This window comes from Vibrio sp. KUL70, from assembly GCF_059725515.1.
Genome location: NZ_AP045834.1, coordinates 2,183,757 through 2,196,593, shown reverse-complemented (window position 1 = coordinate 2,196,593; position 12,837 = coordinate 2,183,757). Strand labels below are relative to the sequence as shown.

Below are 12,837 nucleotides of genomic sequence, written 5' to 3'. Positions count from 1 at the left end.
ATGAAGTGATAGATAGTCGACATGGAAAAGCAGAAGGATACAACCTATGAAACTTACACAAATTGGAATGATAGTCGGTGCCGTTATTGGCTTTAATGCAGCTCAAGCAGATCCACTTCCTGCACCTTATCCAGCACCAGAGCCAGCAATCGGTGTTAAAGAAGGTACAACGGACCTTGGCATTAAAGGGAAAGTGGCAGCTATAGAGCCGTTGGCTATGGACAACACAGCCGTATGGCAAATGGGTAGTGGTGACATGGCAAATGTGACTATCAACCAAAACACATCAGGTGTTACAGATGGGCACGTAGCTCTTGTTGATACACACGCTAGTTATAAATCAGATGTTGTTGTTGAACAATCGGGTAACCTCAACGAGGCTCACGTGAAACTGCGCTACAGAAGAAACAATGCTCTGATAGATCAAGACGGTTTACATAACCAAGCAAGAGTAAAAGTGAATGGAGCTGGCCGCCTTAATGATCTGCGTGTCACTCAAATGGGTGACGAGAACATTTCGGTAGTAAAAGCTAAAGGCGGTGCTGACCGAAATGAAGCGGACGTATACATTAATGGTAACTCAAATACGACTTACACTGAGTTTAGTAATGGCAGTGTAGATAGAAACGATGTGGCTATCGATGTCTCGGGTGATGGAAACTATGTAGAAACCATTGTGAACACTGATGTTGGTGGTGGTGATTGGAACGATGTTGATATCGATCTAATGAACAGTAATGATAACCGCGTGTTCACTCTTCAAACAGGTTCTCATTCAAATGTGACAGTTGACCTAGTTAACAGCAATATGAACCAATTTATGATTGAGCAAACTTCTTACGATAATGCTGCTGTGTTAGGGAATGGTGCAAACGGGAATGTCGGTCTGATTTATCAAAATTAATATGAAACATTTTACATATACTGAAGCGGCGATGATCGCCGCTTTATTTTGCCTTGCTTCTTTGCCCACTTACTCTGGAACGTCAAGTACAGTCGAATGTTTAATTAAAAAACAAGATACCATATTGATAATTAAAAACAGTTCACCATTCTCATTAACGTTAAAAACACGTACCAATTCGGAGTATAATCAGAGGGTTAATAGTGGGAGAACAACGATTATATTAGGATTAGAGCAATTACCTGCAATATTAGAAATTCATAATAATAGCGAAGTATGGGAAATTTTTAGATATTGTAAAATAACCAAAACAAATTCAGAGTAAACATACACTTCCAGTAAAATAATAAAATACACCTTCACGTGTTCTATTAATTAATAGTGAAATGATAGAAATATTTAATGATCAAATTATCAGTCCATGTTATAAACTTTAAATTCTAATAAGCAAGCGATGAACAGTAAAAAGGAGTTCACATATGGCTATTACGGAAGTTCATCAAGCCATTTTAATAGCAGAAAATAATTTGCAATCAACGCTGCTCAAAGAGTCCATAGAACAAAAGGTGAAATTGGGCATTAAGTTAGTATCACCAGAAAAGCTATCCACTAAATCACTGCAAGTACCTAACTTAGATCTGGTGATTATTGATTACCCAACCATGAGTAACCAGTACATCGAAAAATATCAAGAGATTAGGGATGATATCAAGAGTGATGTTCATGAAGTACTGTTAAATACCCCTAGCGATTTCCCTCACCATGAGATGCTCAAATGGCAGTATCTGGTTGGCATTTTTTATGCGTCTGACACACTTGATAAGCTCGTGACGGGCTTTAACTGTATTATGCAAGATGAAATGTGGATGAGTAGAAAGCTCATCTCCCAGTACATTCGCTTTTACAGAGAGAGACAGTGTGCGAAAACCAGCCCTTACTACCTGAAACTCACCAAACGTGAGCAGCAAATCATCAAGCTCCTTGGTGATGGTGCGTCTAACACACAAATTGCGGATGCACTTTACGTAAGTGAAAACACGGTTAAAGCGCACCTTCACAACACCTTTAAAAAAATCAAAGTGAAAAATCGATTACAGGCGTTAATTTGGGTAAAAAATAACGTTGCCAGCAATGAATTTATCCAATAATTCATCTTTAGATCTGGTCTTCGAATATAAGGTATGACGTTGAAGTGATTGTTCTTGAATAGTGGTTTTGAGGCAATCATTTTTTTGATCAATGATAAAAACGGCATTTCTTTTCAATAGCTTACAAAATGTATCAATTCATTTCTTGGCAATTGATAGGGTTGAAAGTTCTGGGATATAAAACCAGTAGCTATAATAACTGGCACTTAAAATGGACTTTAGCCTCAGTAGCACTCAACTTTTTTATCATCTGATTGATAAGGAATCCAGCGAACGCGATCTTATCCTCTCTGACGTTCGTCGAAGCTCGCCCCAACTTGCTCATGAAGTCGATGCCTTATTGAAACAAGCCAATAATGATTCTGTGATTGAAGCACTAGAGGCGCACTTATCGACAACCAGTCAAGCAACTATCTGCTACGAAAACCTTCACATTGATCGCTATGTTATTGGTCATGAGTTGGGCAGAGGGGGCTTTGCTTCGGTTTACTACGCAACTCGCTGCGATTCGCTTTTTCATCAGCAGTACGCAATCAAGTTTTTTCATCCCGAGATTTTAGGACTGTTAGGTCAAGAGGCGCTCTTTTCAGAAGCACAGCTTCTTGCTGATGTTAGCCACTCCAATATTGCCAAAGTTTACGATGCAGGTATCTATAACGGAGTGGTGTATATCGTGATGGAGTTTGTGGATGGGGTGAACTTAAAAACGTATCTAAGCTCGCAAAAGTTGAGTTTTGGACAGAAATTGATGATGTTCCGAGATATTTGTTTGGCCGTCGAGCATGCTCATCAACATCAAGTGGTGCATGGAGATCTCAAGCCACAAAACATACTGATTTGTAGCGATGGTACGCCGAAAATCATCGACTTTAATATTGCCCTAAAAGTACAACCGCTCAATATTGGAGACAGGGGCGTCCACACCTCAAGTGTAGTCGCACTCACTCGAAGCTATGCAAGTCCAGAACAGCTTGATGGAGATACGATAGATTGTCGCACGGATGTTTATGCCTTAGGTCGGATTCTGTATTTGGACATCCTTAGGGCTCAGCCGAGAGGTGACATGACTAAGGTTGTGGCGTTAGCGACTCACTGTTCACTTAACCATAGATATGCCAGAGCGATAGATCTTGCCAAAGATATCGAAAACGTTCGCTGCTGTTTCCCTTTAACTCAAGAGTCGACAGTAAGGGTCGAAGTGATAAAAAAGGCAATTGTTCGCTCTCCAGTTTTTACTCTGTGCAGCACAGCTCTGATGTTGATCATGGTTGTTGTCATTATGGCTTTGTCGACAGCGACTCAAGACCTTAATCGTCAAAAATTGACACTGGATTCGGTGCTTAATGATGTCACGGCCAGCGTCTACCCCATGAATAACAATTTGACGGATTGGGAAGTGGGTATCGAGAGTCGAGAAAACCGACCTAAGCTTTTATTGGATAGTCCTTCAGTCCCCTATTGGCCGCAAAGTCGGGAGGAATTGAATGATCCAATTCGAGTTGTCCGTAGTCGAGCGGCTGATGAGGTTGAACACAGCTCTATTGAGCTTATGAATATACAGTTTGTGCAGCCTATAGGAGATGAAGGGCATGATGAGATTCAATCAACCGATGAGGCTATTGCTTCAAAAGAATCTTTGGGGTGATCAATAATGATTGAAACTGAGGACGCTAGGGTCGATAGCGATCACCTGACAGCGTTGATTTCACAGTGGCAGATTGGTTGTAAGAAGTCTGAGGAACAGATATTTCATTTTGCCTACCGTAGGCTAAAAGAGTTGGCTCAACAGCGTCGTCAAAAGTCGGGCGCTCGTTTGAACAAAGAGTCCACTAACACTACCGCTCTGATTCATGAGTCATATTTGAAGGTAACTGCATTGGATAAAGGAGCGATAGGGAAAACTCGAGATTTTTATTTGATGGCTGCCAAAGCAATGCAACACATTCTTATCAATCAAGCGTGGGCAGCACAAGCGGATAAGCGTCAACCTGATCAATCGCTTGTCATAGAACAGACATTGTCGATTGAAGGCCTGCCTTTAGAACGCAGGATTGCATTAGAACAATCCTTGGTTGAGTTTACCCGACACTATCCACGTCAATCTAATGTATTGAAGCTAAAGTACTACATTGGGCTGAAGCATACCGAGATCTGCCAACTTCTAGAGTGCAGCTCTAGTCTGGTCGAAAAAGATCTTAAATTTGCTAAGAGCTGGCTACACAACAGGTTGGCGGCCTAAGTTAATGAAAATGTCTCAATTTTTTGATGAATTCATAAAAAAATTTACGCTTTTTCCTGTATTCCCTGTGTCTTGTTAAGCAGTACTGATATCTCTAAAAATAACGTCGACTTGAAGCCACTGATTCTCAGTATTCAGTCATGGCTCAAACAATAAAAGGCTTATAAAGGGAATATCAATGAAAAAGCAAGGTTTACTGGCAGCGTCAATTGCAGTGGCTTTAGTCGGGTGTGGTTCGGACAACGAATCCAGCGCCCCAACAACATTTTCTATTACCGCAATTGATGGCTACTTAGCTAATGCCAATGTTTCGGTAGATAGTACTCAAGATGGTGTTTGTGATCTGTCTCAGGGTAAAACGGATAATAAAGGTCAAGCAAATCTCAGCGTAGAGTATCGAAATTCCACAGTCTGTGTAGATGCAGTTGCAGGTCAAACAATCGACAGCAACCGTGGTCTGATACAGCACGACTTTACTTTAGCAAATGCGGGCAGTGGCACAATCATCAACCCGATGACTAACATGGTGCAAAAACTGCTGGCCGCAGACACCGAACTTACTTTGGCAGAGGCAGAAGAGCAAGTCGTTGCGGCGATCACGGGTGATGCTGGTCTTGAGGTATCACAAGCACTTATTTTTGGTGACTACATTGCCGATACCTCAGAGCAAGCAGAAGCACTTAATTTGATTGGTGAAGTGCTAGTTGATAAATCCGACCAAGATATCGACACTAAGCTAAAACTAGCACAGGCGATGGCGGAGGCAACGCAAGAGATCATTGAAACTGGCGAGTCTCTTGATGGCTACTCGCCAATCATTGATATTCCACCAAGCGGCGGCGATATCATTATTATTCCAAACACTCGACCAAAAGTTGTTGGTACGACTGACCCTGTTGAATTGACGCTAGGTGATGCTTGGCTTCCGTACGATGTAAGTGACAAATTCCAAGATACCGATGATATGACCTTTACTATGGCTGTCGCTGAATTTGATGGTGATGATAATTTCGAAGGGAATAATGGTCTGTCTATCGATGCGCAAACGGGTATGATCACTGGCGTGCCAGAAAAAGCAGGTAGTTTTGTTTACCATATCTTTGCTACCGATACGCACGACGCACGTTCATACCCACTGACGTTTGAAGTAACCGTGTTAACGGAAAACAAGCCACCTGTTTTGGATGAAGGCGAACTGGCAAACCTACAGTCGACAATGAATGCATGGGTGATGACAGAAGGTGAGACGTTAGACGATACGTTAGATGTCAGTGCATTGTTCACAGACAGCGACGGTGACGACCTTGACTACAAAGTAGAAACAACATTATCAACAGTCACTCGCACAGGCTTTAATGCTTTAGTGAGTAATGACGGCATAGTGAGCTTCACTGGTCTGATTCCGCGTTCAGCTGCGGCAGATACTGAAACAGTGACGGTTTCAGTGAATGATGGCGTGAACAGTGATTGGGTTTCGGCAACCTTGAGCTTCCCAATCATTGAAGAAGCACCGTTACCACCTGGCGATACACATCCGCTTGAAGAGAACACTTGGTATTTCTTGGAGCGAGGCTCTAACGGAACGAGTTACGCTCAAGTATGGTGTGACACAGTGCGTTTTGAAAATGGTGAGATCTTCTACAACGACCGTGACCTAAGCAACAAATCTGAATGTACCACTGAAGCGACCATGAAAGTGGGAACCTATGTTATTGAGGGTGACACCCTAGTTGGCTCATACACAGAAGACGATGAGACAATGACCATGCGCTACGACATCACTAATGACTACGATAGCAACGTAATCTCACCAGGTGCCGTGACCATGCTTTGGACTGAAGAGGGGCGCTCGAGTCGTTATGTTGGATTTAGCAGCCAAGAGGATGCAGAAAAGCGCATTCAAGTGAAATCCAGTGATGGTCCTGAGTTGCGTGATGCTTATTTGTACTGGCCTGGCGAACAAGCACACCAATATCAGTTGATTTCGACTTCATTACAGATGAATACAGCAGAACCTTCTTCGGATAATTCACACGACTACATCAAGGTGTGGATGAATGGTATTAGCTGTGATGGATTGTTTGATTCTCATGATGGTGATACCGCTATTTTTGAACGTTTCACAGTGACATCTGAAACCATTTCGGCAAGCAATGGTAATAGCTTACATCCACAATTCTGTGACGATGTATTCGAAGGCGGCACTCCAAATGCGGTGCTTTCATTCCTGTTTGGTTTAGGTAACAGCTACTCACTTGAGTTAGACGAGACTTACAGCATCATTGGCCAAATCAGTGATGACTGGAGCGAGTACATTACTGATGTGAACTTCAATATGGTGTGGGATGGTTCGTCGAACGACGACTAATAGAAAACTTGTTATTTAGACATGCACTGAATGACAAGTGACTTTAATAATTGAAACAAGGAAGCCTAGCGATAGGTTTCCTTTTTTATTTCTCGATAATCTAACAATTGTTCTCTATTGGGGCTTTACATCATTTAGTAATAAAGCCACTATGAATCCACGAAGAATAGACAAGTAAAGCCGCTAGGAAGAAGGTTTACTTATTCAAACCGCCTCACTAGCTGCTAATTTAGAGGAAGCAATGGCAGGAAACAGTATCGGACAACACTTTCGAGTGACCACATTCGGAGAGAGTCACGGTATCGCACTAGGATGTATCGTAGACGGGTGCCCACCAGGATTACAAATCACCGAAGAAGATCTGCAGAAAGATCTAGACCGTCGTCGTCCGGGTACTTCTCGCTATACCACGGCTCGTCGTGAAGCGGACGCAGTCAAGATCTTATCGGGTGTTTTTGAAGGTCAAACCACGGGTACGTCTATTGGTCTACTGATTGAAAACACAGACCAACGCTCTAAAGACTATTCAGAAATTAAAGACAAGTTCCGTCCAGGTCATGCGGATTACACATACCATCAAAAGTATGGTGTGCGTGATTACCGTGGTGGCGGTCGCTCTTCAGCTCGTGAAACAGCAATGCGTGTAGCAGCGGGTGCCATTGCGAAGAAATACCTGAAGCAAGAGTTCGGAGTCGAGATTCAGGCATACTTATCTCAGATGGGCGATATCGCTATCGAGAAAGTAGATTGGAACGAAATCGAGAACAATGCATTCTTCTGCCCTGATGCAGATAAAGTGCCAGAGTTCGATCAGATGATTCGTGATCTACTTAAAGAAGGTAACTCGATTGGTGCTAAGATCCAAGTTGTGGCAAAACAAGTGCCAGTCGGTCTTGGTGAGCCAATCTTTGATCGCCTAGATGCTGACATCGCACACGCACTCATGAGTATTAATGCGGTTAAAGGTGTTGAGATTGGTGACGGCTTTGATGTTGTTAATCAAAAGGGCAGCGAGCACCGTGACCCACTAACACCGGAAGGTTTTACAAGTAACCACGCTGGTGGCATCTTGGGTGGTATTTCAACGGGGCAAGATATCGTAGCAAGCATCGCGCTTAAGCCAACTTCAAGCATCACAGTGCCGGGCGATACCATTACTAAAGATGGCGAGCCTACACAGCTGATCACTAAAGGTCGTCACGACCCATGTGTGGGTATCCGTGCTGTGCCAATTGCAGAAGCGATGCTGGCGATTGTACTTCTGGATCACCTATTACGTCATCGTGGTCAAAACCACGGCGTGACAACCAATACACCTCAAATCTAACGACTGAGTGTATAGGGTAATGGATTAAAAAAGGGTTGCTTCCTGTTGGAGCAACCCTTTTTGTTTTCTAGTGAATGCAGTGTCTCTAATTAGCCCAAAGATTAATGCACTGAGCTTTCTGGATCTAAGTGGAACGAAGGTAAACGCCACTTAAAGCGCACGGCTGCCATTCGCAATAGGTAGCCAACAACCAAGGTTGTGATAGTTGCGGTTACATCGTTAATACCAAACTCTAGCAGGGCAAGGTATAGGCCTGATGCGATAAGTGCGATCGATGCGTAAAGCTCCTCATGCAGTACTAGCGGTGTTTGACGACAGATTAGATCGCGCAGCAGGCCACCAAAGACACCAGTGACCAGTGCCGACACCATACAGATCATTGGGTGTAGACCCATGTTCATCGCCACTTTTGTACCAATGATGCTAAATACAATCAAACCTAGAGCATCTAAGCGGATAAATAAGCCTTTAAGCTTAATCACCCACTTGGCTAGGCCGGTCGTGATGACGCCCGCAATGCACGTAATCGCCAGAAACTCTGGGTTTTCCACCCAGCCTAGCGGGTAGTGACCGAGCAAAATATCTCGAACTGTACCACCACCAATTGCCGTTGCGCTGGCAACCAGCATTACCCCAAACCAATCCATTTTTTGTTTACCAGCGCTGAGTGCGCCAGTCATGGCTTCTGCCGTGATACCAATGATATATAAAACACTTAGTAGCATTGCTGTAACTCTATAATTTCGCCCTATAAAACCGTGATTTATGAGCCGTGCGATGTAAAAAAGAAGCGCGAGTTTAGTGCGAAAAGTCACATTTTACGAATGAATATTTGTACCGCGAATTAGCGTTTCAGATTAGCTAAACTAATCATGCAACTTCAGCCGGGTTAACCTGGGGTGAGCAATCGATTATCATGGCCTTATAAGCACAATAACTCAATGACATTACATAGAATAGGGCTTTACCAAGCGCTTAAAAAAACGCAGAATGCCCTCGTTGTTCTTATTTAGTTTTAATCTTATGACGCATCAATATCCAGACATCATCAATATCTTCAATCAAACCTTTTTCGAGAGCTTCAATACCAAGCTAGAGCTAGGAGAAGATGAGCCGATTTATCTTCCAGCGGATGAGCAAGTTGCTTACCATCGCATCATCTTTGCTCGTGGGTTTTACGCATCAGCTTTACACGAGATTGCCCACTGGTGTGTGGCTGGCCCAGAGCGTCGTTTATTGGAAGACTTTGGTTACTGGTATGAACCTGATGGTCGTACTGAGGCTGTACAAGCAGAGTTTGAGAAAGTAGAAATTCGACCTCAAGCATACGAATGGATCTTAGCATTGAGCGCGGGCTTTCCTTTTAATGTCAGCTGTGACAATCTACACGGCGATTTTGAGCCAGATCGTTTGGCCTTTATGCAAAAAGTGCACAACGAAGTCATGGGGATTTTAGAAGCGGGTTTACCACCTCGTGTAAAAATGCTGTCAGAGGCGTTGCGAGATTTCTATAATATTGCTCCATTGACGGCCAACCAATTTATTGTGAAATAAGAGAAAACTATGATTATCGAATTTGAAGAAAAGCTACTTGAAGTAATTGACGCTCGTATTGAGAATGCTTCTGATGATGAGCTGTTTGCGGGTGGCTATCTGCGTGGTCATATTTCACTGTCTGTTGCTGCATGTGAAGAAGAAGGCATCGAAGATATTGCTGAAGTAAAAGTTCGTATTGAGCAGAGCCTAGAAGAAGCTCGTTCCGAACTGACCCCAGCAGACCGTACTATCGTTAACGACCTTTGGGTTGAGCTACAAAATCTCGCTTAACTTATTTATCTTAACGTGTTCGTTTATGGCGCGCTGATTTTGCCCTCCTCGTGGCGCGCCTCTCCTCCTCTTACCGTTTATTCGAAAAATTTGAATGAGTTTGTACAAATCTTGTGATGGTTCCATTTCGTACTTGGGTTAATCTAATACCACTTACCGAGATAAATGAAAGGACATCATCATGAAAGTTATCGCATTTGGCGCAAGCACCAGCTCTACTTCTATCAATAAAGCTCTAGCAACTTACGCGGCTAACTTGATTGAAGGGGCCGAAGTGAAAGTTTTAGACATAAACGATTACCAAGTTCCAATGTTCAGTGAAGATACTGAAAAAGAGATTGGTCAAGCAGAAGGGGCGAAAGCATTCTTGCGCGACTTAGCTGAAGCCGACGCCTTTGTTATCTCTTTCGCTGAGCACAACGGTCACCACCCAGCAGCATTTAAGAATCTGTTTGACTGGACGACACGAATTGAACGTTCAGTGTATGGCGACAAACCAGCGGTGTACTTAGCAACCTCTCCCGGCCCAGGTGGAGCACAGAGTGTCCTAGGTGCAGCAACCGGTTCGGCACCTTACTTTGGTGGCAATGTAAAAGCGTCGGTGTCGGTACCAAGCTTCTACGATAACTTCGATTTTGAGACGGGTTCGATTAGCAATGAAGATATCGCAACTCAAATTAAGGATGCGGTAGCCAAGCTGTAAGTCATACTTACCCAAAATTAAAAAAGCCCAAGCTTTTAATCAAGCTTGGGCTTTTTGCGATGTCTGTTTTAGAAATTAGAGCGTCTGCCTAACTCACAAGATAACAGTTTGAGGTTATTGATTACGTCCTGCCTGTTTGTCTGCCACCCAGCCAGCGGTGAGCGCTTTGCCTTTGCGTAATCGTCTTACCCACATGCGACTTGGGTGAATTGCCTCCAGTACATCAACAGGCAGTGGTATTGGGTCGCCACAGATCTGTGAGGCTAACACCTCTGCCAGCAAGGGCGCTGAGCTTAGCCCGCGCGAGCCTAAACCAATAAAGCAGTAGAGGTTAGGGTAGCTGGCAACTGTCTGAATGCTGCTAGCTTCATCACGCTGTGGGTTGAAGTTATGCAGGTTTTGATACTGAGTTTTAATCGTTTCAAAATCGCCGACATTACCAACAAATGGCAAGTGATCACGGCTAACACTGCGGATGCCTTGGCGTGATAGGTTGCCAGTGGTGTCGACATCTTGGGTCCATGCTTGATCTGGCAGCGAACCATGTAGGCGCTCACCATTGTGCTTTTGAACCTCAGTATCAAAATCTTGGTTGATATTACTCTTGTCGTAGTTTGCCCCAATACAGTGGTGACCATTGTTCGGGTTTTGCGGTGTCATATAGCCATCGAAGCAGAGCACGGTTTTAAGCTTGCTCAGACTCTCAGTGGTTGGGATATGACTAACCTGACCTTTTACCGGAGTTAGTGGTACTGGAGCGGTTTGCTCAAACTGAGTAAATTTGTGCCCGTTAGCAACCACCACTTGTTTATGTAACTTGGTGATTTCGCCTTGCGGAGTATCGATGGTGAGCTTCCACTTCTGGTCGGTATCAAGCCACTCCAGATTGGTCACTTGGTTCTGGTAGTGAGCTTGCAGTAACCCAGATGCCTCAAGTTGAGAAATCAAGCCTTGAGTGAGCTGGCGGGGGCTCAACCATCCTCCTAATGGGAAGTAGACACTCTCTTTATCGACAGGCAGGCCGATCTTTTCATTAGCTTGCTCTGGAGACAGGCGTTGAATCAAATCAGGATGGAAGTTACCTTCAAGCATACGATTGAGCTTTTTGGTCGAGCCTTCATCCCACATCAGAATATTTACGCCGCACCAGTCGTGATCAAACTCGACAGATTGAGAGGCTTGCTCAAGGAACTGGCGCGCAAAGAGTAACCCCGGACCAAATATACGCGATACGTTTGAACGGGTTTCGCTCAGTAACGGATAGATCGCTCCTTGGTTGTTACCAGATGCATTTTCTGCTGGCTGTGTGTGCTCGCAGTAGAGTGATACGTGTTTACCGCGACGGGTGAGCGTTTTGGCCAGAGCTGCGCTCGCCACACCGCCTCCAATGACCGCGATATCATCAGTGTCACTATGAGGCGCTAAACCAAACCAAGGCTTGATGTTGGAATCGGCTTGTTTGTGATTCAGGCGTCCCGCGATCATTTCCCGTTTCGTACCAAAGCCTTTAACCTTTTTCATCTCAAAGCCGGCTTCAATCAGACCGCGGCGCACAAAGCCTGCAGCCGTGAAGGTCGCGCAGCTACAGTCTTGCTTAGCCAGTTTAGCCATACCGTTGAACAGGTTCTGATTCCACATCTCAGGGTTTTTACTCGGTGCGAAACCATCGAGGAACCAAGCGTCGACTAGCCCTTGTTCTGGATTAGGGACAAGTGGCATGCAGTCTTTAATATCACCAAACCACAGATCGAGGGTGATTTTGCCATCGCCTAGTACAATACGATGACATTCAGGCAGTGCAATCGGGTAGTGCTCTTGGAGCTGAGCTGCATACTCAGCAAGTTCTGGCCATGCCTCGTGTGCTTTGATTAGGTCGTCTTTGTTTAACGGGTATTTCTCAAAACTGATGAAATGTAACGCTTTGGTCACAGCTTGTGGGTTATCTTTTAGAAACGCATCAAACCACTGCCAGACGGCAAGGAAGTTTAGGCCCGTTCCGAAGCCCGTTTCTGCAATTACAAAGCGGCGTTGTTCATGTTCTAGCCAGCGCTCTGGAAGGTGGTTTTGTTTTAAGAACACGTAACGAGTCTCTTCCAAACCATTCACGTTTGAGAAGTAAACGTCGTCGAATTGGTCGGAAACTGGCGTACCAGACTCGTTCCAATCCAGTTCAGCATTAGTAATTGAAGTCATAAAATCTATCATTTTGTGATTTGAAGCGATATGTTTGGAGGGATTGTACGAATTTCTAGGAAAGCTGACCACTTTTGTTGGTCTTCTTAGTTATCATCTAGCTGAATTTTGAATTATAGGAATGTCAC

Annotated in this window: 11 protein-coding genes; 9 read left to right on the top strand and 2 right to left on the bottom strand. The window is 44.1% G+C overall.

The genetic code is table 11. The features are described 5' to 3' along the window. Positions 1-46 precede the first annotated feature (46 nt). From AC6I7V_RS09600 to aroC, 6 genes are all read left to right on the top strand, one after another. The gene (locus AC6I7V_RS09600; RefSeq protein ID WP_498010779.1) at positions 47-904 is read left to right on the top strand and encodes a curlin; all 858 of its coding nucleotides are present in this window, start codon (positions 47-49) and stop codon (positions 902-904) included. 479 nt (positions 905-1,383) lie between these two features. Next, positions 1,384-2,052 (top strand): LuxR C-terminal-related transcriptional regulator, encoded by a 669-nt coding sequence (locus tag AC6I7V_RS09595; RefSeq protein WP_498010778.1) that lies wholly within the window; start codon positions 1,384-1,386, stop codon positions 2,050-2,052. Between the two features lie 211 nt (positions 2,053-2,263). Further along, a complete protein-coding gene (locus tag AC6I7V_RS09590) occupies positions 2,264-3,697 on the top strand; it encodes a serine/threonine protein kinase (RefSeq protein WP_498010776.1) in 1,434 nt (477 codons plus the stop codon). Positions 3,698-3,703: 6 nt separating this feature from the next. Next, positions 3,704-4,291, top strand: a complete 588-nt coding sequence (locus AC6I7V_RS09585) for an ECF-type sigma factor (RefSeq protein ID WP_498010775.1) — start codon at positions 3,704-3,706, stop codon at positions 4,289-4,291. A gap of 178 nt (positions 4,292-4,469) precedes the next feature. Then, positions 4,470-6,659 (top strand): putative Ig domain-containing protein, encoded by a 2,190-nt coding sequence (locus tag AC6I7V_RS09580; RefSeq protein ID WP_498010774.1) that lies wholly within the window; start codon positions 4,470-4,472, stop codon positions 6,657-6,659. Positions 6,660-6,900: 241 nt separating this feature from the next. Then, the gene (aroC, locus tag AC6I7V_RS09575) at positions 6,901-7,986 is read left to right on the top strand and encodes a chorismate synthase (RefSeq protein ID WP_032551893.1); all 1,086 of its coding nucleotides are present in this window, start codon (positions 6,901-6,903) and stop codon (positions 7,984-7,986) included. Positions 7,987-8,087: 101 nt separating this feature from the next. Here aroC and AC6I7V_RS09570 read toward each other — a convergent pair whose 3' ends face one another. Beyond that, positions 8,088-8,711 (bottom strand): trimeric intracellular cation channel family protein, encoded by a 624-nt coding sequence (locus tag AC6I7V_RS09570; protein ID WP_150869040.1) that lies wholly within the window; start codon positions 8,709-8,711, stop codon positions 8,088-8,090. 298 nt (positions 8,712-9,009) lie between these two features. On the opposite strand from AC6I7V_RS09570, the gene AC6I7V_RS09565 reads away from it, so the two are divergent. From AC6I7V_RS09565 to AC6I7V_RS09555, 3 genes are all read left to right on the top strand, one after another. Then, the gene (locus tag AC6I7V_RS09565) at positions 9,010-9,540 is read left to right on the top strand and encodes an elongation factor P hydroxylase (protein ID WP_255230233.1); all 531 of its coding nucleotides are present in this window, start codon (positions 9,010-9,012) and stop codon (positions 9,538-9,540) included. A gap of 9 nt (positions 9,541-9,549) precedes the next feature. Then, positions 9,550-9,813, top strand: a complete 264-nt coding sequence (locus AC6I7V_RS09560) for a YfcL family protein (protein WP_255230234.1) — start codon at positions 9,550-9,552, stop codon at positions 9,811-9,813. 181 nt (positions 9,814-9,994) lie between these two features. Continuing rightward, entirely contained in the window at positions 9,995-10,516 is a 522-nt protein-coding gene (locus AC6I7V_RS09555) for an NADPH-dependent FMN reductase (protein ID WP_255230235.1), read from the top strand. Between the two features lie 114 nt (positions 10,517-10,630). Here AC6I7V_RS09555 and mnmC read toward each other — a convergent pair whose 3' ends face one another. Then, on the bottom strand, positions 10,631-12,781 hold the full coding sequence (gene mnmC, locus AC6I7V_RS09550; RefSeq protein WP_498010773.1) for a bifunctional tRNA (5-methylaminomethyl-2-thiouridine)(34)-methyltransferase MnmC2/FAD-dependent 5-carboxymethylaminomethyl-2-thiouridine(34) oxidoreductase MnmC1: 2,151 nt from the start codon (positions 12,779-12,781) through the stop codon (positions 10,631-10,633). Positions 12,782-12,837 lie beyond the last annotated feature (56 nt).